The 21,354-nt window shown below is 71.2% G+C and carries 20 protein-coding genes; 10 read left to right on the top strand and 10 right to left on the bottom strand.

What is annotated here, in order from left to right; translation table 11 throughout:
* Positions 1–86: 86 nt before the first annotated feature.
* Positions 87–539 (top strand): hypothetical protein, encoded by a 453-nt coding sequence (locus E8D34_RS08715; protein ID WP_136594227.1) that lies wholly within the window; start codon positions 87–89, stop codon positions 537–539.
* 555 nt (positions 540–1,094) lie between these two features.
* Here E8D34_RS08715 and E8D34_RS08710 read toward each other — a convergent pair.
* Together E8D34_RS08710 and E8D34_RS08705 are read right to left on the bottom strand one after the other, a co-directional pair.
* On the bottom strand, positions 1,095–2,036 hold the full coding sequence (locus tag E8D34_RS08710) for a hypothetical protein (RefSeq protein WP_136594226.1): 942 nt from the start codon (positions 2,034–2,036) through the stop codon (positions 1,095–1,097).
* Positions 2,037–2,518: 482 nt separating this feature from the next.
* On the bottom strand, positions 2,519–3,412 hold the full coding sequence (locus tag E8D34_RS08705) for a LysR family transcriptional regulator (protein WP_136594346.1): 894 nt from the start codon (positions 3,410–3,412) through the stop codon (positions 2,519–2,521).
* An 85-nt stretch (positions 3,413–3,497) separates the two neighbouring features.
* On the opposite strand from E8D34_RS08705, the gene E8D34_RS08700 reads away from it, so the two are divergent.
* From E8D34_RS08700 to E8D34_RS08690, 3 genes are all read left to right on the top strand, one after another.
* A complete protein-coding gene (locus E8D34_RS08700; RefSeq protein ID WP_136594225.1) occupies positions 3,498–4,166 on the top strand; it encodes a type 1 glutamine amidotransferase domain-containing protein in 669 nt (222 codons plus the stop codon).
* A 523-nt stretch (positions 4,167–4,689) separates the two neighbouring features.
* A complete protein-coding gene (locus tag E8D34_RS08695; protein WP_136594224.1) occupies positions 4,690–4,914 on the top strand; it encodes a hypothetical protein in 225 nt (74 codons plus the stop codon).
* A 104-nt stretch (positions 4,915–5,018) separates the two neighbouring features.
* Positions 5,019–5,564 (top strand): potassium channel family protein, encoded by a 546-nt coding sequence (locus tag E8D34_RS08690; protein WP_136594223.1) that lies wholly within the window; start codon positions 5,019–5,021, stop codon positions 5,562–5,564.
* A gap of 103 nt (positions 5,565–5,667) precedes the next feature.
* On the opposite strand, the gene E8D34_RS08685 is transcribed toward E8D34_RS08690, so the two are convergent.
* Positions 5,668–6,633 (bottom strand): YhjD/YihY/BrkB family envelope integrity protein, encoded by a 966-nt coding sequence (locus E8D34_RS08685; RefSeq protein WP_136594222.1) that lies wholly within the window; start codon positions 6,631–6,633, stop codon positions 5,668–5,670.
* Between the two features lie 414 nt (positions 6,634–7,047).
* Here E8D34_RS08685 and E8D34_RS08680 point away from each other — a divergent pair, with 414 nt between their 5' ends.
* Positions 7,048–7,554, top strand: coding sequence for a SigE family RNA polymerase sigma factor (locus E8D34_RS08680; RefSeq protein ID WP_136594221.1), 507 nt, complete (start codon positions 7,048–7,050; stop codon positions 7,552–7,554).
* Positions 7,551–8,603, top strand: a complete 1,053-nt coding sequence (locus tag E8D34_RS08675; RefSeq protein WP_136594220.1) for a hypothetical protein — start codon at positions 7,551–7,553, stop codon at positions 8,601–8,603. Before E8D34_RS08680 ends, E8D34_RS08675 begins: the two co-directional genes overlap by 4 nt.
* 677 nt (positions 8,604–9,280) lie before the next feature.
* Here the strand turns inward: E8D34_RS08675 and E8D34_RS08670 are convergent.
* Positions 9,281–10,858, bottom strand: a complete 1,578-nt coding sequence (locus tag E8D34_RS08670) for a GMC family oxidoreductase N-terminal domain-containing protein (RefSeq protein WP_168929377.1) — start codon at positions 10,856–10,858, stop codon at positions 9,281–9,283.
* Between the two features lie 166 nt (positions 10,859–11,024).
* Here E8D34_RS08670 and E8D34_RS08665 point away from each other — a divergent pair, with 166 nt between their 5' ends.
* Both E8D34_RS08665 and E8D34_RS08660 read left to right on the top strand, forming a co-directional pair.
* Positions 11,025–12,281: a helix-turn-helix domain-containing protein gene (locus tag E8D34_RS08665; RefSeq protein ID WP_136594218.1), complete on the top strand. Its 1,257-nt coding sequence runs from the start codon at positions 11,025–11,027 to the stop codon at positions 12,279–12,281.
* Positions 12,282–12,399: 118 nt separating this feature from the next.
* A complete protein-coding gene (locus tag E8D34_RS08660) occupies positions 12,400–12,714 on the top strand; it encodes a hypothetical protein (protein ID WP_136594217.1) in 315 nt (104 codons plus the stop codon).
* A gap of 493 nt (positions 12,715–13,207) precedes the next feature.
* Here the strand turns inward: E8D34_RS08660 and E8D34_RS08655 are convergent, their stop codons facing one another.
* Positions 13,208–13,726, bottom strand: coding sequence for a DUF6326 family protein (locus E8D34_RS08655; protein ID WP_240771233.1), 519 nt, complete (start codon positions 13,724–13,726; stop codon positions 13,208–13,210).
* Positions 13,727–13,886: 160 nt separating this feature from the next.
* Between E8D34_RS08655 and E8D34_RS08650 the strand changes: the two genes are divergently transcribed.
* Together E8D34_RS08650 and E8D34_RS08645 are read left to right on the top strand one after the other, a co-directional pair.
* Positions 13,887–15,029, top strand: coding sequence for a sensor histidine kinase (locus E8D34_RS08650; protein ID WP_136594216.1), 1,143 nt, complete (start codon positions 13,887–13,889; stop codon positions 15,027–15,029).
* Positions 15,026–15,682, top strand: coding sequence for a response regulator transcription factor (locus tag E8D34_RS08645; RefSeq protein ID WP_136594215.1), 657 nt, complete (start codon positions 15,026–15,028; stop codon positions 15,680–15,682). Before E8D34_RS08650 ends, E8D34_RS08645 begins: the two co-directional genes overlap by 4 nt.
* A gap of 321 nt (positions 15,683–16,003) precedes the next feature.
* On the opposite strand, the gene E8D34_RS08640 is transcribed toward E8D34_RS08645, so the two are convergent.
* The 5 genes from E8D34_RS08640 to E8D34_RS08620 all read right to left on the bottom strand — a co-directional run bounded on the left by E8D34_RS08640 (position 16,004) and on the right by E8D34_RS08620 (position 21,234).
* Complete coding sequence (locus E8D34_RS08640) at positions 16,004–17,641, bottom strand: ABC antibiotics transporter (RefSeq protein WP_136594214.1); 1,638 nt, start codon at positions 17,639–17,641, stop codon at positions 16,004–16,006.
* 4 nt (positions 17,642–17,645) lie between these two features.
* Positions 17,646–18,587 (bottom strand): ABC transporter ATP-binding protein, encoded by a 942-nt coding sequence (locus tag E8D34_RS08635; protein WP_136594213.1) that lies wholly within the window; start codon positions 18,585–18,587, stop codon positions 17,646–17,648.
* A 101-nt stretch (positions 18,588–18,688) separates the two neighbouring features.
* Positions 18,689–19,450 (bottom strand): FAD-binding oxidoreductase, encoded by a 762-nt coding sequence (locus tag E8D34_RS08630; protein ID WP_240771232.1) that lies wholly within the window; start codon positions 19,448–19,450, stop codon positions 18,689–18,691.
* Position 19,451: 1 nt separating this feature from the next.
* Positions 19,452–20,060 carry a sulfite oxidase-like oxidoreductase gene (locus E8D34_RS08625; protein ID WP_136594212.1) on the bottom strand — a complete coding sequence of 203 codons (609 nt, stop codon included), beginning with the start codon at positions 20,058–20,060 and terminating at the stop codon, positions 19,452–19,454.
* A gap of 112 nt (positions 20,061–20,172) precedes the next feature.
* Positions 20,173–21,234, bottom strand: a complete 1,062-nt coding sequence (locus E8D34_RS08620; protein WP_206056630.1) for a zinc-binding alcohol dehydrogenase family protein — start codon at positions 21,232–21,234, stop codon at positions 20,173–20,175.
* Positions 21,235–21,354: the final 120 nt, after the last annotated feature.

Here is a 21,354-nt window from a genome sequence, read left to right as displayed (position 1 = left end):
CGGAAGGACCGCTGCCGGACGCAGCGGCCAATCGTCGGTCGAGATTCCGGAGATGACCTCAGCCCGGCTGAGCATCTCCTATCCTCATGAGCCTGCTCCGACCTGGAGGCGCGATGAGTGTGTTCATTGGCTGGATGGGCTTCGTGCTCTTCTCGGTCGCCGACGTCAAGCGCGACTACCCCGGTGGCATCGAGGCGTTCAGCCAGCGGGACGACCTGCCGAGAAACTTCTGCCACGACGGCCGCATCGGGTTGTGGGACATGTTCATGCCCAACGGCATGGCGGATCCGGGACTCGAAGACATGCGCGCCTTCGGTATCGACGCCTCGTGGCCGAGGGTCCAGATCGCTGCTGTCGCCGAAGGGCCGCTGAACGGTGGATGTCAGGCATGGCTCAAAGGCGACGACCCCGGGGGACTCGTGGTTCCCAGGTCCTTGCGCACGAGCTTACCGGCGTCGCGCGACAAGCGCCCCGAACGCGGCGGTCGGACGCGGGCCGATCACGACTGGCGCCCGTCGTCACATGGATTCTGGCCCTGAATTGGCCGAATGAGGGGCCAGAATCCATGTGACGTCGCGCCGCCCGCGCCGCAGCAGACTGGGCGGTAGGACGCGGGCCGCTGGACCTGGTGAACCGCCCGCCGGATGGCCGCAGAGTCGGATCAAACAACAGCTTGTCGGGTGCTACCCCGGGTAGCACGACCCCGTACCTGGGCGTGGTGAACGGGAGTGAACGGGACCGGATTTCACGCTCAGAGGTGTCCAATCTGTGTTTCTGAGCGTGTGGCCAGACCGGTTCAAGTCCCCCCTCGGACACAGATGAAGAGCCCCTGACCTGGGAGAACAGGTCTGGGGCTCTTCTGTCTTTCCTCCTCTGGTGCTCCAGCGGGGAGCGCGATGGGGCCGTGAAGCCCCGGGGTTCAGGCGCGATCCGAGGGGGAACTGGCACCCACCCAATCTGACGGAGCGACCCGGTCCCTGTCGGGGAGTGATCCCGGGCCGCCCGGGTTCGCGACTCAGCGCTCGGTTGCGAGGCGGCGGCCGAAGTGCGTCGCAGGCCGATCGGCCACCGGGCGGGTCTTGGGCGGCGTCCGATCATGCCTGAGTCTGTTCCTCTTCCATCCCCACGGCGATCAGCCAGTCGGCGAAGCGTGCGGCTCCGGCGGGCTCGAAGTCCCTGGCCGTTCGATAGAACGGCTTGTCGGTCAGGGTCGGGAAGCATGACGCCATCACGGCATCCATCTCCTCGACGCGCTCGTCAGGAACGACGCTCGCCCGGTAGTAGCCCCGTTGGACTCCGAGCCCTCCGTTGTCGTAGATGCCGTAGATCGACGTGTGACCGGTAGTCGCGGAGTACGGATAGTCGAGGGAGATGGACGCGGAGGAGGGGGTGATCCGGATGAAGGCGCCCTCCCGTCGCTGCCAGTCCTCGATGACCTGGGCCGCGACGGGGCGAAAGTCGGCTGGGCACCTCGCAAGGAATGCCGCCACCGAGCGATCGTCTCCGCCGCCAGAGGGGGACTGGTGGACGTCGGTGAGCCAGGTGTTCGGCCGCGACACCACGGTGAAGCGTGGCACGAAGTGGGCGCCGACCTTCTGCACACTGAGCTCCACGAGGAAGACGGCGATGCCGCGCTCGGCGCCGACGCTTTCATAGGCGTGGTTCAGGTAGTCAGCGATGGCGACAAACTCGCGGCCATGGGCTTCGGCGATCACGACGAGCGCGCCGCACTCGTGCCCGACGGCGTAGGCGAGTCCTCGGGTCAGGTGGTCATGATCGACCTTGCGGTACTGGTTCTCGATCGCGATCCGGGTGCCGTCGGCGGCGGTGGCGAGGATGTCGAGGTTCCTGGCGAATCCGGGGATCGGCATCTCGGTACCGACCAGTTGAAGTTCTCCCAGCTCCAGCGTTTCGTCGAGCCAGCTCAGGTTGGCCGCGAGCCACGGCGTGAAGTCGTGGGCTTCGTTGGGCCACACCACGCGGATGTTCGCGGGTTCCGGGCGGACGATCAGGTCGGAAGGGAGTCGCGCGGTCACCGCGTCAGTATGGAAGTGCGTCGCCCGGTGGACCTGTCGATTGCAGATCGCCGACCCGGCTCGGTCCTCGGCGCTGGGGAACTCCGCGCGACTGCCCCGGCGGTGCCTGCGGGACGGCACCCAATGTGGCTGGCGTGGTGCTGCCGCGGGTAGCACCACGTCCGACGTGGCGCGGGTTCCGCTCAACGCGCCGATCCTCGCCTTCGGCCCGTCGACCTGCGCAGATGAGCCTCCGCTGGACGGAACGCCGAAGTCCTTCGGGCTCAGGGTGAACCGGGCCCGACGGCTTCGTTCTGGTGCAGTAGGGGCCGAGTTCCTTGTTGCCGCTGAAGACGCGGTACAGCGCCGTCGGCTCGCTGGCCGTCACGCCCGTGCAGCTGCCGCTTCTGAAGGTGGGGTCTGCTGCACGAACAGGTGGCGTGGCCGGACCATGCTCGACCGGCAAGCCCGAGAGTCCCGACCCCCGGGGGCGCGTCCCTCATTCACCGCCAAGGTGCGGTCGCGTCGAGGAGTGCCCTGCGCACGCGCTCGGCCGAGCCATGTTCCGGCAGCCCCGGCCGTCGCGCGAGATAGAGGGTGTTGATCGGTGGATCCTCGGGCTCGTCCAGTGCGATCAGCACTCCGGTGTCGATCGCTTCCTGGCACAGGTAGCGCGGCAGCACCGTGATTCCCAGCCCCAGCGCGGCCGCCTGGCGCAATGCCCGGAGGTCCGGGAAGGTCAGGGCAGGTTCGACGTCGATGCGCGTGCCCAGGACGTGGCGCCAGTAGCGCCGCAGGATCGGGAGGTCATGTGCGTACGACAGGACCGGGAGATCGCCCAGCGGCGTGCCGAGCGAGGACGGTGCGCCGACCAGAACGAACTCCTCGTCGCCCAGCGGCTCGAAGGGGAGGGGTCGTCCGCGGGGGCGTTCGGCGGCGACCACGAGGTCGAACTGTCCGCCACGGAGGCCGGTGAGCAGGTCGGCGGCGAGCCCGGTGGTCACGCGCACGCGGATGCCGGACCTGATGATCGGCGCCAGTGCGGGCAGCGCGATCTCGGCGACGAACTCCGCGGGCCCTGCCAGCTGGACGGGCTTCGCGTCCACGGCGCCGGCCGCCCCGGCCACGCCGGCGACCGCGTCAGTGAGGGCGTCGTAGGGGGCTGCCAACCGGGTCGCGATCGTGTCCGCTCGGGGGGTCGGTACGACGCCGCGGGCATGCCGCTCGAACAGCTGCGCACCGAGGGCGCGCTCCAGTGCCTGGAGCTGCGCGCTGACCGACGGTTGCGCGAGGCCGAGCGTGCGGGCGGCGGCGGTGAGCGAGCCGGTGCGGTACACCGCGAGGAACGTGCGCCATCGGGCCAGGTCCGCCAAGCCATCGGTTTCGCTATGGCTCATAGAGGCAATGTATTGGATGAGATGGCTAGTCGCCCCTGTTTGAACCCGCGTCCGACAGTCATCGAACGCTCGAAGGAGCAACGCTGTGAGCACCGTCCTGTTTGTCGTCACCGGATCCTCCTCCTGGACCCTGTCCGACGGCACCGCGCACCCGACCGGTTACTGGGCCGAGGAGCTCGTCACCCCGTACCGGTCCCTGATCGAGGCCGGGCACCGGGTCCTCTTCGCCACCCCCGGTGGCGTCGTTCCGACCGTGGACGCCCGCAGCCTGGCACCCGAGGCGACCGGCGGCGAGGACCTCGCCACCGCCATCAACGGGATCGAGGGCTTGAAGGCGCCGCTGGCGCTGGACCAGGTCGACCCGTCGGCGTACGACGCCGTCTTCTATCCCGGCGGCCACGGCCCGATGGAGGACCTCGCCGTCGATCCGACCTCCGGAGCCCTGATCGCCGCGACCCTGGAGGCCGGCCGCCCGCTCGGGGTGGTCTGCCACGGTGCCGCCGCCCTGATCGCCGCCGCACCCGTGCTCGCCGGTCGCAAGGTGACCGCGTTCTCCGACGCCGAGGAGGCGCAGGCGGGCCTCGCGCCGAAGGCGCCGTTCCTGGTCGAGTCCCGGCTGCGTGAGCTCGGCGCCGAGGTGAGCGTGGGGGAGCCCTGGGGCGACCATGTGGTGGTGGACGGCAACCTGATCAGCGGCCAGAACCCGCAGTCCTCGGCATCGGTCGCCCGCGCGCTGGTGGAGGCGCTCGCGTGAGCGATGGGTCGGCCGCCAGCAACCCGTTCTCGCCGTACGCCGTCCGCGGGGTGACGATCCCTCACCGGGTGTAGGTGGTGCCGAGGGGCCCCTTCTCTGCGGCCGCTGAAGGGCCCGCCACCGGTCGCCGACCGCCCGGCACCTCCTGCACTGCGCCGCGCGAGCGGTTGGTGGCAAGGGAATGACCCTGGGTGAGGCGACCCGGGGCCAGGCCGGCGGCCCGGATCACGCTGGGGCCTCGGCCGGTGGAACGACGCGCACGTCATGGGGCCACAGGTGGTGCTACCCCAGGTAGCGCCACCTGTGGCGCTTGGCGGGTGGGGGAGTCGGCCCCACTCGGAGCAACGCGTCGCGACCTGGAGCCATCCTGCGCGTCCGCGGTGTCGCGGCGGAAGGCCGTCACGCGGGCTGCTCGCTGCTGGTGGTCCCTGCGTGGAGGGCCGTCGGGCTCTGGCGACGCCACTGGCGAGGTGGCTGGATGGTTCCGAAGGAGGGTCAACACATCGGAGAGGAAGCGGACGAGATGACTGATCCGAACCCGGCGCTCTACGTGGCGTCGTACGACGACCCCTCCTCGGCAGCGGAGGACTTCAAGGCGCTCAAGCAGGCGCAGGCCGACACCGACCTGATCGTGGTCGGCGCCGTGGTGATCGACCGGGACGAGGACGGGGCGGTCAAGGTCGAGGCCCACGACGGCAGCGTCGGCGGCGCTGCCGGCCTGGGCGCCGTCGGCGGTCTGCCGGAGTGAAGCTGGACGAGGCGATCGACTCCTGACCATGACCGGTCCCATCCCCTTGCGCCGACGTCGCGGGCTCGCGACGCCCCCGCGGACGACGTCAACGAGGTGACCTGATGGCTCGTCGGCTGGCCGAGCTGGAGGCCTCCCGGCGCTGGCGCGAGGTTGCCACCACCACCCTCACGCTGCTGGTGACCTGGTCGGCCCTGCTCGGGGTGTACTTCCTGATCGGGCCGGCCGGTCACGCCGCCTGGACTGCGGTGGGGGTCCTGGTGGTCGGCGCGGTCATCTTCGCGATGTCAGTGACCCGGCAGCTGCGCAGGGTGGTGGCCGCGGACCTGCCCGAGCTGCGCGCGATCCAGGCCCTGGGGACCATCGTCATCCTCTTCCTGGTGCTGTTCGCCAGCGCGTACCTGACCCTGTCCGACGGTTCCTTCAGCCGTCCGTTGGACCACGTCGGCGCCCTCTACTTCGCGGTCACGGTGTTCTCGACCGTCGGGTTCGGCGACATCACCCCCGAGACCGACCTCGCCCGCATCGTCGTGGCGGTGCAGATGCTGCTCGACCTGGTCCTGATCGGCGTCATCGTGCGGACCTTCGTCTCGGCGGCCAAGCGGGGCCTGGATCCAGGCGCCGTGGCGGAGGAGGACCGCGCCCCCTGAGCTGGATCGCCGGGACTCACGGCGACGCCGGTGCGTCTGGGTTCGCTGGAATGGCTGACCGGCGTGGCCCGCCCAGGCGCCGGGCTGAACCGATGCACCGGTCTCAGTGATCGTCCGCATTCGACTGGAGTGTCGGTGCCGGTGCGGCGGGCTTCCCTTCGCGGGGGCGACCGCGGACGACCTGGCCGAACGCGCCCTCGTCGGTCGCGATCACCTGGCCCACGACGGCTGTGGCCAGCAGCCACCACGCGATGACGTACAGATAGGTGAGGTAGGTGAACGCGACCCCGATGGCCCCGAACCGGGCGGCGCTCAGCTCGATGGAGGCCGACAGGTAGCGGGTCGAGATCGGATGGGCCAGCAGCAAGCCGATCGCGTACAGGACGGCGCCCGGCATGAGCCAGCGCAACGGGACGCGGCCGGCCAGGAGGAACCACGGGACCAGGGCGGCGATAGCCACGTTGATGACCGCCACGATCGCGGTGGCCCACCAGTCTCGGGGTGGCAACGGCTGCAACAGGAGGACCAGCTTCTGCGTGACCGCCACGGCCAGGGCCAGGGCGAGCACGGCCACGAACCACCGCCAGGCCTGGTTGAGCCGGGTGCGGCTGCGGCCGTTCATCCACACGGCGTCGTAGGCGCGGATCATCGCGCGGGAGAGGCTGGTCGCGGACACCAGCACCACCAAGACCCCCAGTAGGCCGAACGTCGCGCTGTCGCTGCCGTCAGCCACCTCGTCGAGGAGGTTCTGCGTGTCCTCGGGCAGGGTGCCGACCGCGGAGATGGCCGACGAGACGCGGTTGGCGCCGAACAGCGCCGCCCCCATGATGAGGATCGGGAAGACCGAGGTGAACAGCTGGGCCGCGATGGTCATCGCCCTGTCGAACACCTGGATGCGCTGCAGCCCGGTTGCGATGCGGAGCGCCACGCGTCCGGGCCAGTGCTCCATCAACCACACGAGCGAGGTGGCGAATCGGGGCGGCAGCCGGTCGAGCCGCGCGAGCTGATCGTCGGTCATGCCGAAGCCAGCCAGTGCCGCGCGCACTGTGTCGTGATCCGTCGCTGGCATCGCCGCCCCTCCGGGACAGGTGGCCGGGCTCGGGGGGTCGGCCTCCTGGCCAGCAGACTAGTACTTGGGGGAGTGAATCCCCGGACTTCAGGCCTGAGCCGACGAAGGGCCTGGCGCGTCCTCGGGCTCCGGGTGCTGGGGAGTACGCGTTCGTGGCGGTCCTGACCCCCCAGGCGGCTCGGTCTCGGCGATCAAGCGCGCACTTCCTCCTGCGGCGCTGGCGAGACGGGTGCCCCGGCGACCGCTGGATCGGCATGCGGAGCGTGTCAGGAGTGAAGCGGCGTGCGACCGCCCGGATCGCGGCATGAGCGGGCACTCCTGAGGTTGCGGCATGAGCATCGGGCCAAGAAAGTTGCCTCCTCGACCCAACAGTCTTGCCCTGTCGGCGCGTTAGGTGAACGAAAGGGGGCCGCAATGAACGAATCAGCGTTCGTCGAGTACGTGGCGACACGGCGGCCACGGCTGTTCCGCACCGCGTGCCTGATGTGTGGGGATCCGCATCGTGCCGAGGACGTCGTCCAGGACGCCCTGACTCGGCTGTACGCAGCCTGGGGTCGGGTCGAGCGGATGGACAACATCGACGGCTACGTGCGCGCGATCATCGTGAACGCCCACTACAGCGACCGGCGGCGGCCGTGGCGACGTGAACGGCCCGCGGAGCCCCGAGACATCCCACTCGAGCCGGGGTTCCCGGTCGAGGACGCCGACCTCATCAGGGCCGCGATCGGGGCGCTACCTCCAGGCCAGCGTCGGGTGATCGTGCTGCGCCATATCTGGAACCTCACCATCGAGGAGACCGCCGCAGAGCTGCGAATCAGCACTGGCACCGTGAAGAGCCAGACTGCCGACGCGGTCGCCGCGCTCCGGCGGGCACTGGCCCCGGCCTTCGGGGTCGCACCCGGGCAGGAGGAACAACGATGAGCCACGAAGACGAGGTGTTGAGCCGGCTGGTGGACTACCACGACCACATCTCCGCCCCTCACGTTCCCGTCGCCGACGACCTCCATCGCGGTCGACGCCGGGTGCGCCGGAACCGCGGCCTGCTTGCCGGCGCAGGGGCCGTTGCCCTGGCCTCGGTGATCGCGGCCGGTTCCCTGTTGGCCGGTGAACGTCCAACTGACTCGCCGCTCCCGGCAGACCGGCGCGGGCTCCACGCCCCACTGGTCGCACCGGACACCCTCGCCGACGTCCGCGAGTTCGGCTTCCACGTCGAGGCGGTGCCCGACCTCGTGACGACGGGCAACTGGGCGATCGACCCCGACCGGCAGTCGATCGGCGTCATGGTCCTCGGCGTCGGCGGCGGCCTGGACCTGTCCGTGGCTGTCTACTACGAGGGCCGCGCCCCGGACCTGCCCTCAGGCAGCACCGGGCAAGACGTCTCCGTCAACGGGAGGTCGGGCACCTACGTCGAGTCGGTCCTGCCCGGCCAGTGGTCGGCCATTCTCGCGTGGGAGTACGCACCGGGCCTCTGGGCCGAGGTGTCCACGCCCGTCCGCGACTCGGTGCCGCCCTCGGACCTGCGCAGCAGGATGCTGACGGCTGCCGAGGCTGTCCGCCCCGGTGGCGAGGCCGTACTCATCCCCGTCCGCGTAGGCACGCTGCCGGCATCACTCCCGTCGGCCGCAACAGCTCACGACACGAGTGTGCAGTACTTCGACGGCGACTGGTCATGGTGGCTCTCGTTCAACGACGAGGTCCATCTCTGGGCGACCTCCGGGGCCGGGACAGATTGCCAAGGCTCCGACGGGACCCCCTTCGCGGAAGACTTCACCTACCAGGGGCACCCCGGCTGCCTCGTGGACGGCGAGCGCATCGGCCTCCGCCTCGAGGGCGCCAACGTGTTCATCGACTTCGTCGACGCCGAACCGAAGCCGCCGATCGACGACCTGAAGAAGGCGCTCGCGGACCTGACCGTCGCCTCGCGCGACCCGGCGACCTGGTTCGACCTGAGCACCGCCCTGGGCCGCTGAGAGAGGACGTGCGACCGACCGCGCCGTGCTACCCGGAGGAGCGAGGCGCGGGCCGTGCGGACGGAGCTTCGTGATCGACCACTCGGGCGTACGCGAGCGTGTCGCTGAACGGACGCTGAGCGCGCGGCGTCTTCAGCCTGCACCGGACCACCCGAAGGTCCGCGCCCGAAGGCGTGATCACCTCGCCGATCGAATCCCTCGATCGGGGTTCTCGCTCTCGTTGGACCGTCGGCGGGCTTTACTACGACTGGTGTCGTGATGGCTGCAGGTTCCAGTACCGGCGCTCTCCGCTGTACCAAGAGTGTCTGAACGGGTGCGGGGCCGTTCATCAACACTGCCTCGGCCATCCCTTCTGACACGTCCACCTTGCGGTAGCCGTCGCGCAGCCTGAGGCACGTGAGCCGGGTGCTGGAGGACGCCACTGAGCTGAGCGGCGCGACGTCGCCCCGGTGCGGCCGAGCGTCGCCGTCTCGGCACGACCGGCCGGGACGGCGCATTCGACGTGGAGGACGCGTCGGCGGGAGTGGCCAGGCGGCAGGCCGCGGGCTGCTTCATCGCGCGCGACCTGCCGCAGGCACATCCTTGGCTGGCCATGGTCGTTTCGGGGGACAGGACGATGCTCGACCTTGATCCCGCGGTGCTCTGACGCAGCGGGATCCGGCCCCGCGACGCCGGTCTCAGTGCCCGTTCCGGACGATGTCCGCGGCCTTCTCACCGATCAGCATGGTGGGCGCATGCGTGTTGCCGTGGGTCACCCGGGGCATGGCCGAGGCGTCCGCGACGCGGAGCCCATCGACGCCCCGTACCCGCAGCTGCGCGTCGAGCACGCCTTCGCCCTCGGCGCCCATCCGGGCGGTGCAGCTGGGGTGGTAGGTGTGCTCGACGCCGGTCCGGACCGCGTCGTCGAGCTCGGCGCGCGTGGGGTAGGACGGGCCCGGGTGGATCTCGTGGTTGGCTCGTCCGCGCCGCGCCAGGGCGGCCATCACCTCGCGGGCCCGCTCGATGCCGTCCAGCATCGACTGCATGTCGCGTGGGTCGGAGAAGTAGTTGTTGCAGATCAGGGGCTTGCGCTCGGGGTCGGCCGAGGCGAGGCGCACCCAGCCCTCGGACCGGGCCCCGACCAGGGAGAGGCCGATGGCCAGAGCCCGGCCGTCGTAGGTGCCGGCGCCGTGCTCCCAGAAGTACGCCGGCGCACCGATCATCTGCATCGCCGGTGCGTCGTCGGCGACGCTGGTGTGGAAGAAGGCGCCCGACTCACCGACGTTCGAGGTCAGCATGCCCTTGCGGGTGAACAGGTATCGCGCCAGCTGCGCCGGCTTCTCGGCGAACGCGAGGTTGTCGGTGTCACTCGTGTCCCAGTTGACGAGGTACATGGGATGGTCCATCAGGTGGGCGCCCACATGCGGGTTGTCCACCAGGGCGCTGATGCCGTGCTCGGCCAGGTGGTCGGCGGGGCCGATCCCCGACAGCATCAGCAGGTGGGGGGTGTTGTAAGCCCCGGCGCTGAGGATCACCTCTCGGCGTGCGCGGATCGTCTGGACCTCGTTTCCGATGCGGACGCCGACACCGGTGGCGCGGCCGCGCTCGATGACGATCCGGTGCACGAGCGCCTTCGGGATGATCGTGAGGTTGGACTGCTTGCGCCGCGGAGCGAGGTAGCCGTCCCAGGTCGTCCAGCGCTGACCCCGCCGGGTGAACCGCTGATACAGGCCGGCGCCCTCCTGCTGCGCGCCGTTGAAGTCGTCGTTCTGCGCGATGCCGATGTCCGCCATCGCCTCGACCATCTGGCGCGATGACTCGCGGGGGTCGGGGGCGTCCTCGACGTACTGGGGGCCCGAGTCGCCGTGGAACTGGTTCGCGCCGCGGCTGTTGCGCTCCATCCGACGGAAGAGCGGCAGGACCTCGTCGTAGGACCAGCCGTCGGCTCCCGCCTTGGCCCAGCCGTCGTAGTCGGCGCGGTTGCCGCGGATGTAGATCATCGCGTTCATGCCGCTGGTGCCCCCGAGCATCCTGCCGCGTGGCTGGTAGATGCGGCGCCCGCCGAGGTGCGGCTCGGGCTCGGACTCGTAGTCCCAGTCGAGGTCGGTGTGGAACTGCTTGGCGAACGCGGCGGGAATCTGCACGTTCATGTTCGGCCGACTCCTGCCGCCCGCCTCAAGAACGAGGACGGAGATGCCCGGGTCCTCGCTCAGCCGTGCGGCGAGCACCGCACCCGCCGAACCGCTCCCGACGACGATGTAGTCGTACTCGCCCATGGTCTTCCTTTCGCTGGATCGTGGCTCCATGCTCGGTCCGGAGGATCCCGGATCGCTTGTGACGCACAACACATCCACCATCAGGTTTTGTGGCAGGATCCAAGATCATGACGACATGGAGGCGTCGCTTCCCTGAGTCGTGGTGGCTATGGCCAAAGAAGGCAGAGTGAATACGACGGAGCAGTCGGTGCTGCGGTGGCTGGACGGGTTCGCGGAGGCTGCCCTGCGAGCACCCGAGGTGGATGCGTTCGTTCGCAGCGTCGACGACGTCATTCTGGGCGCTGTCCCCGAGATCGCCGGCGACGCGGCCCTGGTGGAGGCGCTCCACGCCTCGACCCGACAGCACTGGCGCAACTTCCTCGTCGGGCTCTCCGGGGAGCACCGGCTCGCGCTGCCGCAGGCGGCGATCGACCTGAGCCTGGCCATCGCGCGTCGCCACCTCGACGTCAACGTCCTGCTCAAGGTCTACCGGGTGGCGAACAAGAGCACCTTCCGATACTTCATCGATCGGACGGAGCCCGGGTCGCTGCCGCCCGACGTACCCCGCGACGAGGCGCTCCTTGCCGTGTGGCTGCGCGCGGAACAGTGGATCGACGAGTCGGTCGAGCGACTCACCGACCACTTCACCGCCGAGCGGACGCGGTTGTCCGAGGGCGCGCACGCCCGCCGGACCGAGGCCATCGACGCGCTGCTGGCCGGCGCGCCACCCACGGCGCAACTGGAGAGGCTGCTCGGGCACAGACTGGGTTGCTGGCAGACCGCGTTCGTGCTGTCGGCGCCGCGGGGCATGGAGGAGGAGGTCCGCCTGTTCGAGTTGGCCGAGAGGGTGTGCCAGCGGCTGGGACTCCCAGCGCCACTCACCACCTTTGCGGCCAGCCGCGAGCTGTGGGGCTGGATCGCGACTCCGACGCAGCCCGCGCTCGACGTCGCCAAGGTCGACGCAGTCGTGCGTGACCACGGCCTGCACCTCGCGCTCGGACGGCCGACCACGGGGCCGAGCGGGTTCCGGTTGAGCCACTTGCAGGCGCTCTCCGCGCACCGGACCGGGCTACGGGCGCCGAGCGCGGTGCATGCGTACGGAGAGATCGAGCTGGTCTGCTTGACCGGAGCCGACGAACTGGCCCGCGAGATGGTGTGCCGGACCCTCCAGCCACTGCTGGGCGGCGCCAAGGCGGACGCCACCCTGCGTGCCACCCTGCTGACCTACCTGCGCTGCGGCCAGCACGTGGAGACGACGGCCGAGCTGCTCTTCGTACACCCCAACACGGTGCGCTACCGCGTGGCTCGCGCCGAGGAGCTCCTGGGCGGCCGGGTCGCCGCCAGGGCAGCGGTGGTGGAGGTGGCGCTGGCCTGGCTCGAGGTCCACGGCGTGGCAGCCATCGAGGGTGCGGGGCGTGTCACCGTCCCCTCGACCGGAGCGTGACCCCTCCGCGCTCCTGGGGCGACGGCGCGGCGGCGGCACTCACGGTCGCGTACCGAAGACCGGGGTAGTGGGCTGGACGAGACGCACCCGACGGCGTCCGCGACCCTAACGTCCGGACATGCTCAAGAAGGTCGACGAGGGCGGTGGCGACGACCGCTACGCAGAGGAGCTCGGACCGGAGGCCACGTTCTGGCTCGAGCAGCTCCAGGGCCACGTCGAACGACTGGTGCAGTACGCGCAAGCGGGCCACTCGAGCGTCCCCTACGACGAGCTCCTCCAGGTCACCGCCCAGATCGAGGTCGCGATCGACCGGGCCAAGGAGCGCGCGCTCGCGGCCATGGCGGCGCGCCGCCAGGCCGCCTTGGCGGGGACGACGACGGCGCCCCGGCTGGCCGGTCATGAGGGACGCGAGGGCGCCAGGCTGGTCTCGTAGGCCAGGATCGCTCCCCGGCCCGCCGGTCATCAGTCGTCGCGACCGCCTCGGCGACGGTCTCAGGCACGCCTGGCGGCGCCCACGCTCACCGGGGCCGCGGGACCTGCAGCGGCCGCACGCTGACCGACGACCTGTCGAGGCTGGACCTGGCACCGTGCCGTGGTCGAGCTCGAAGCCGGCGATCGCGAGCGTGCACTGACCACCCGGGTCACGCTCTCCGTCCTCCAGGATGCCCTGGGCGGAGGGATGGAGCTGGTCGGTTCGATCTGGCTGATCCTGGTCTCCCTCCCGCCCTTCGCGTCCGCACCTTCAGTCGTCGCGTCGGGGCCCCGGGGCTCGTGGTCGGGGCCGACGGTGTCGCCGGTGTCGCGACGCTCGCGCCCGCCGCAGCAGAGGTCGGCACGGCCGCATTCGGGTGGGTCTGAACGTCTGGTTCGTCGCTGCGGGTCGCGAGCTGATCGGGGGATGAGCGGGCAGGAGTGACGGGTAGCGATCAATCCTCCCCGCGCGTCGCGTTCGGTGGCCCAGCAACCCAGGCCCGCACGGCTGCGGCGTCGGGGTCGGTCGCCAGGATCGCCGGCGGTGTGGTGCGGGGCCACGTCCAGGCGTACCGCAGGATGAGGGCGAGAAGGGTCAGCTCGAGCACGATGCCGAGGCCGTAGAAGTACAGCCAGGACTCGCCCACCGCGTTGAACGCCGTCACGGGGACGTAGGCCGCGGCCACGACGAGGTTGGTGACGCGGTTCGCCCGGGCGGGCAGCGTCGCCGACAGCACGACCATGAGGATCGGGATGGCGACGAGGGTCAGCGCCGTGGTCGAGAAGGTCTGGGAGAGATCGAACTCGAAGACCCTGCCGTCGAGGATGTCCTCGACGACGCCGGGCGTGAAGAAGTTGAGGATGTCCACGTAGGCGTACAGGAACATGAAGCTCGTCCACGTTGCGGCGAGCCTGACTCTCACCGGGATCGGCTGGTCGTCCAGTGCGGTGTCGGGGTGACGCGTTTCCATCATGGGGCTCCGTTGTCGTGGTGTGGATCGGTAGGTCCACGATCGCTGGGCCCGGCGGCGGGCACATCGGCCCGCAGGCTCGGGTTCGCCTGGCCGATCGAACGGGCCGACACTCGTTCTTTCGGCGGGTACGCCGAGGCGCGCCGGTCCCTAGGCTGGAGCCGTGGTCACCGTCCGGCGCTCGGTCTGGCATGAACCGCGGCCCGCCGACGCCCCACCCGTCGGGCGTCTCGACTGGCTGCTCGTGGGCGTGTTCGCGGCCGCGGTCGTGGTCGAGGGCATCGTTCGGCCGGACGTGGCCTGGCGACCCCTGGTGACGGTGCTCGCCCTGGCGCTGGTGCCGGCCCTGCTCTGGCGGCGGGGCCGCCCCCTGATGGCCGCCCTGCTCGGGTGGGGCGCCGCGGGGCTGCTCTCGGCCCTCGACGCGACGGCGTCGACCGGGGAGCTCGGCCTCTACTCCATGATGGCCGTCCTGATCCTGCTCTACTCCCTGGTGCGGTGGGGCTCGGGACGGGAGATCGTCTGGGGGACGGCGTTCGTGACAGCCGTCGTCGCGGTGGGGATGTACTCCACCTCCGCGGGCTGGACCGACGCTTTCGGGGGCAGCGTTCTCCTGCTGCTGCTCGTCGCCCTCGCCGCGGTGTTCCGCTACCGCGCGGACCTCTGGCACCGCCAACAGCGCGAGGTCCGCAACCAGGAGCGGGTGGCGCTGGCGCGCGAGCTGCACGACACCGTGGCCCACCACGTCTCGGCCATCGCGGTGCAGGCGCAGGCCGGTGGCGTGGTCGCCGGCAGCCAGCCCGAGAAGGCTGCCGCGGTGCTGGCCGCGATCGAGCTCGAGGCGTCGCGCACCCTGGCGGAGATGAGATCGATGGTGCGGGTGCTGCGTGAGGAGGAAGCCGTCGCCTACTCACCGCAGCTCGGAGTCGCGGACCTGCCTGGCCTGGCGCGCGATGACGCGATGCCCACCGTCGAGGTCTCGCTGGACGGCTCGTTGACCCGGCTGGCACGAGCGGTGGACGCCGCGCTCTACCGACTCGCGCAGGAGTCGCTGACCAACGCCGTACGGCACGCCCAGGGCGCGACCCACGTCGGGATCGACGTACGCCGGGACGGCGACGCCGTCAGGCTGCGTGTCAGCGACGACGGCCAGATCCAGCCGGGGCCCGCTCCGCAGCCTGGGTTCGGGCTGCTGGGCATGGCCGAACGCGCCCAGCTCCTCGGAGGGTCGCTCTCCGCAGGGCCGGGACCCGAGGGTGGCTGGGTGGTCGAGGCGGTGCTGCCGCTGCAGGGGCTGGCGCCATGAGCATCCGGGTGGTCGTGGCCGACGACCAGGACCTGGTCCGGACCGGGCTGGTGATGATCCTCGGCGCGCAACCCGACCTCGAGGTCGTGGGGGAGGCGGCCGACGGGCCCGCGGCGCTCGACCTGGCGACCAGGCTGCGTCCCGATGTCCTCCTCATCGACATCCGGATGCCCGGTCTCGACGGCGTGGAGGTGACGCGACGCCTGGCCGGGCCGGACGTGGCGGACCCGATGGCGGTCGTCGTGATCACGACCTTCGACCTCGACGAGTACGTCCTCGGAGCCCTACGCGCCGGTGCACGCGGCTTCCTGCTCAAGGACGCGGGCCCACAGCTGCTCGTGCAGGCCATCCACGCGGCGGCGAACGGGGACGCGCTGATCGCCCCCAACATCACCCGCCGGCTGCTGGCGACCTTCGCAGACCAGGGGCCGGTGGTGCCGGTCCAGCCCATCGACCCGCTCACCGCGCGCGAGAAGGAGGTGCTCGCGCTGGTGGCACGGGGCCGGACCAACGCCGAGATCGCCACCGAGCTCTTCGTCGGCCTGAGCACGGTGAAGACCCATGTCGCGTCTCTGATGACCAAGATCGGCGCCCGCAACCGCGTCGAGATCGCGATATGGGCGTACGACACCAGGCACGGGCGAGCCGACTGACCGCTCGCCGCGGTCGGCGTCGATCCTCGCTCGAGCGTGTCTCCGGACGGGCCGCGCGTCGAGGGTGCACGGGCGGGCGGCGGTCGCGGCCGAGTACGAGGCACTGTGGCTGTGGGACACCGACCCGCAAGACTGGAACAGGCCCGGCGTGGACGCGACCCTCGCCAGAGCGTCGCCGCACCGGGCCAGATCTTGGAGCGGCTGAGCGCCCAGGGCTACGTGTCCAAGGCGCTGCCCGGCTGCTGACGGCCGTCGTCGCCGCACCGCGGTCGCGGCCGGCGGGCAGGCTGCACCCGTGCGGGACCGGTCCCTCTGGCGGCCTCAGGCCGGCAGCGCCAGGTCGCGGCGACGGAGCGCGAGCAACCCGGCGAGGACCAGCGCGATGCCGATGGCGGTCAGGGTCAGCAGCGGTCCGGACGTCACCGGCACCGCCGGTGCCTTGGGGCTGTGCGTGAACGGGGAGAGGTCCTGCACCGCATCGGGCAGGTTCAGGCTGGGGCCGAACATCGGACCGGCGACGATCATGGCCAGCATGAGGGTCCAGCTGACCGGCGCGGACCACGACGGCGCGACCGACGTGGCCGCGACCACCGCGGCCCCGACCACCAGTGCGCCCGGCAGCTGCACCAGTCCGGCCCCGATCAGGTCGGCCACCTGTGAGGCCGTGCTGCCGAGCACCTGGCCGGCGGTCAGGCCCATGCACACCGCGAACAGCACCATCAGGGCCGTGGCGCCGGCAACGGCGTTCACCAGGTGACCCGCGACCCAGCGGGCCCGTGTCACGCCAGTGGCCAGCATCGGCTCGAGGGTGCCGCCAACCTCGTCGACCCGCATCCGAAGCAGCACCTGCACCAGGTAGATCGCCACGAACATCCCCGCCATCTGGATGATGGAGACCCGGTAGGCGTCGAGGATCACGTCGGTCCCGCCGGCGGCCGTCCACCAGTCCCTGGCGTCCCCCTCGAGGTTCTGGATCTGCTCGGTGAGGGTGCCGAAGATCAGGCCGAACATGGCCATCGCGGCGGCCCAGCCGAGGAACGCGCCCCGCTGCAGCCGCCAGGTCAGGCCGACCGGACTCAGCAGCCATCCGACTGCCGCGCCACGACCCCTGCGCTCCGGCCACAGCCCCCGGCCGACGTCGCGGCGGGCGGAGAGCGCCGCCGCGACGGCGATGAGTACGCCGAGGGCGAGGACGCAGAGCAGCAGCGGGGCCCAGTGGGCGCCGCCGAACGGTCGGGTCTGCTGGCCCCACCCGATCGGCGAAAGCCAGGACGGCCAGCCGCTGGTCACTCGGAGACCGGCCTCGTCGACGGTGCCGACCATGTTCCCGATGCCGGCGAGCACGAAGGCGGCGGCGAGCGCGCCGGCCGCCATGCCGGAGGCACCCCGGGTGGTCGACGACAGCTGGGAGGTGACGGCGGCGACGCCCACCCACACGGCCCCGACCGCCGCGACCGACGCGCCGGCCAGGAACGATCCCTCGACCGGCTGCCCGGCGGAGAGGATCGCGAGGCCGAGCACGACGGCGAGGACCAGGTCCGCGGCCAGGGCGACCAGGACCCCCGCGGTCAGCGCGGCGAACCGCCCGACCACCGTCGAGCCGAGCATCTCGGAGCGACCGAGCTCCTCGTTCTGACGCGTGTGCCGGATGACGCAGAAGGTGCTCATCAGCGCGGCCAGCGCCGCGAGCGTGACGAACTCGCGGTGCAGCATGTAGCCGCCGATGCTGGGCCCCGAGGTCAGGCCGAGTAGCCGCATGCCGGTGTTGGTCGCCACCAGCTGGGTCTCCCGGACCAGGTTCACCTGCTCCGCCAGGCTGTCCGCGAACATCGCGGTGGTCGCCGCGACGAAGAGCCCGAGCCCGGCCCACCACGCGGCGGTCGTGTAACGGTCACGCCGTGCGGCGAGGCGCACCAGCCTCGCGGTGCCCGCGAACTGCTCGGCGACGCCGCCGGACACCGCCTCACACCGCCTCTGCGACCGCGTCCAGCTCGTCGCCGTACTGCCGGAGGAAGAGCTCCTCGAGGGTCGGCGGCGTGCAGGTCAAGGAGAGGACACCGCAGCCGACCAGGGCCTGCAGCACGTCGTTGAGGTCGCGGAGGTCGACGCTGAACCGCGCGGCGGTCTCCTCCAGCGTGAGGTCGTGCACCCCCGCGAGCGTGGCCAGCACGGTCGCCGGACGCGCGGTCTCGACCGCCACCGAGGTGCGGGTGAGGTGCCGCAGGTCGGCGAAGGTGCCGGACTCGGCCGCGCGACCGTTCCGGATGATCGTGACCCGGTCGCACAGCGCCTCGACCTCGGAGAGGATGTGGCTCGAGAGCAGCACGGTGTGCCCCCGTTTGCGCACGGACCGGACCACGTCCTGGAAGACCGACTCCATCAGTGGGTCCAGGCCCGAGGTCGGCTCGTCGAGAAGGTAGAGCTCCACGTCGGAGGCGAACGCCGCGATCAGCGCGACCTTCTGCCGGTTCCCCTTCGAGTACGCACGGATCTGCTTGGTCGGGTCGAGGTCGAACCGCTCGAGGAGCTCGGCCCGGCGTGACGGGACGAGCCCGCCGCGCAGGTCCGAGAGGAGGTCGATCACCTCGCCGCCGGTGAGGTTCGGCCACAGGTTGACCTCGCCCGGGACGTACGCCAGCCGGCGGTGCAGGCGGGCGGACTCGCGCCAGGGGTCACCGCCCAGGAGCCTGACCGCGCCGTCCGACGCGCGCAGCATGCCGAGCAGGATTCGCATCGTCGTCGTCTTGCCCGCACCGTTGGGCCCCAGGAAGCCGTGCACCTCGCCGATCGCGACGTCCAGGTCGAGGCCGTCCAGCGCCCGGGTCGAGCCGAAGTCCTTGACCAGGGCGCGGGTCCAGATCGCCGACGCGGAGCCCTCGGCGACCGCGGTCGTCTTGCCGCCCATGACCTGACTCTTCGCCGGTTGGCCGCCGGCGGGGAGGGCGATCCGGCCCGGATCGGATGACGAAGGTCCCTGGGCCGGCGGCTCGCGGGGCGTTGTCGAGGTCAGCTCGTCGGGTCGACCTCGTCGCCTGTTGACGCTCCGAACCGCTCGACGCGGATGGAGCGCGGGTCCACGCCCAGGTCGAGGAGGAGGGTCTCGGCATAGGCGGCGAAGCGGGCCGACCCGCAGACGAAGAACGTCTCGGCTCCGGCCAGGAGCGGGTCGATCTCCTCGGGCGTGAAGGGCCCGGCGCCCCGCTCGGGGGTGTCGTGGCGGGTGAACGCGAGCGTGGCGCCGAGCCTCTCCAGCTCCGCGGCGTAGGGCAGCTGGGCGGGGGTGCGTCCCATGGCGGCGATCCGCACCAGCTCCGCGCGGCCCAGCCGACGGGCGGTGCGGGCCATGGCGACCGCGGGCACGACGCCGGTGCCGCCGACCAGGCAGAGGGCCGGCGTACCGGAGTCCCAGGTGAACCAGCGTCCGATCGGACCGCGCAGCTCGAGGACGTCGCCGACCTCGGCGACGTCGGCGAGGAACTCCGACACCTCGCCGTCGGGCTGCCGCTCGACGAGGAACTCCAGCAGCGGGTCGTCGGGGTCGGAGGCCAGCGAGTAGGGGCGCTGGGCGGTGTAGCCGTCGGGCGCCCGCAGCCGGATGAGGTAGTGCTGCCCCGGACGGTGGCCGTCACGCCGGGCGACGTGCATGCGCAGCCGCACGGTGGTGGGGGAGGGAAGGTCCTTCTCGATGATCGTGCCGTCGGTCCAGGCGGTGGCGCGGTGCGCGGCGACCGCCTCGGCCTCCTCGACCGAGCGCTCGGCGGGCCCCACGTCAGTCGCCCTGGTAGCGCTGCTCGCGCCACGGGTCGCCGCGGTCGTGGTAGCCGTTGCGTTCCCAGAAGCCGGGCTCGTCGACCGCCTTGACCTCCAGCCGGGACACCCACTTCGCGGACTTCCAGAAGTACAGGTGCGGCACCAGCAGCCGCAGCGGGCCCCCGTGGTCGCGGGGCAGTGGCTTGCCGTCGAACTCCCAGACCACCCAGGCCTTGCCGTCGACGAGGTCGGCCGGGGGCAGGTTGGTCGTGTAGCCGGTCACCGAGTGCGCCATCACGAACCTGCCCTCCGGCTGCGGCCCGGTGGCATCGAGCAGCACGTCGACGCTCACCCCGGTGAACGTGACGTCGAGCTTCGACCACGTGGTGACGCAGTGGATGTCGCCGGAGAAGTGCGACCCTGGCAGCTCGCGCAGCTCGTCCCAGGTCCAGGTCCGGGGCGTGTCGACCAGCCCGTCCACCGTGAGGGTCCAGCGGTCGGGATCCAGGCGCGGGGTCGCCTCGGCGCTGAGGACGGGCCACCCCGCGCCGACGTCGTACTGACCGGGTGGGATCCGGTCGGCGGCCGGCGTGGGGCGCCGCCGCGAGAACCCGCGGGTGATCGGCATGGCCCCATTGTGCTCGGCGCGAACCCCGACCGCACCTGCCATCTGACCCGCAAGGCGTGCGGCCACTCACAGCCTTCGCCAGCGGCACCCGCTGGGCCCGGTGCGCCACGGCTCAGCTGGTCCCTCCTCGGCCGGTGAGCACGACGATCTTCCCGCCGGCGGCGTTCTCCTCCATCAGCCGATGTGCCTCGCGGATCTCGTCGAGCTGGAAGATCCGGCCGATCGGCACGGTGACATCGCCGGCGGCGACCGCGTCGAGGAACTCCTGGAGGACGGGGGCCGGGAGGTCGCTCGCCTCGCCGCTGTAGCCGGTGAGGCGGACGCCGCTCGGGATGTCTCCGGTGGGGTAGAAGTCCGGCAAGGTCCACTGGTTCGACAACATCCCGGACATGCACACGACGCCGTGGACACGCGTGGCCCGCAGGCAGTCGGGGAGGGTCGGCGTGCCGACCAGGTCCAGTGCGGCGTCGACCCCGCCGGGAGCGAGGGAGCGGACCCGGTCGGCGAGCGGGCCGTCGTCGATCAGGACGTGGTCGACCCCCACCGAGGTGAGCAGGTCGACGCTGTCGGGGTTCCGGGTGGTCGCAAGGACCCTCAGGCCCATCCTCTTCGCCAGGATCGTGGCGGTCATCCCCACGCTGGAGGTGCCGCCGCGAACGAGCAGCGTCTGGCCGGGCCGCACGTCCAGGCCGACGGTGAGTGAGCCGTAGGCGGTCTGCAGCATCTCCGGTACGGCGCCGAGCGTCGACCAGGGGAGGTCACTGTGGAAGGCGATCACCTGGCTGACGGGCACGCAGGTGTACTCGGCGTACCCGCCGTCGAAGCGCCGGCCCATGCCGCCCAGCAGCGCCACCACCTGCTGTCCCGGGGCGAGCTCGCCGCCGGGACACGAGGCGACCACACCGGTCGCCTCGATGCCCAGGACGCGGGGGTAGGTCATGCCCTCTGCCAGACCGAGTCGGGTGTGCAGCTCGGAGCGGTTCAGGCCGAAGGCCTTCACCGAGATCAGCACCCACCCAGGCTCGGGTCGGGGGACGGGGAGCTCTCGGAGGTGCAGCGCCTCGACGGGCCCCGGGGCGTCGAGCACGACGGCGCGCATCCTTCGTCCCCCCGCTCGACGGGCGGCATCGACGCCCGCGGTCGTCACCGCGTCGTTCAGCGCTCGTCGCGTCATGCCATCCGCTCCTCAGTCCTTCGCGGCGTTCAGGATGCCCACCAGCCGAGCGTGCCAGGTCCACCCTGAAGGGCCGGCCACCTGGCCGGTGATCCAGCCGCCGCAGAAGTCTCCAGGCCG

Source organism: Nocardioides sp. GY 10113 (genome assembly GCF_004919105.1).
GTDB lineage: Bacteria > Actinomycetota > Actinomycetes > Propionibacteriales > Nocardioidaceae > Nocardioides.
This window is presented reverse-complemented; position numbering and strand designations above follow the sequence as displayed.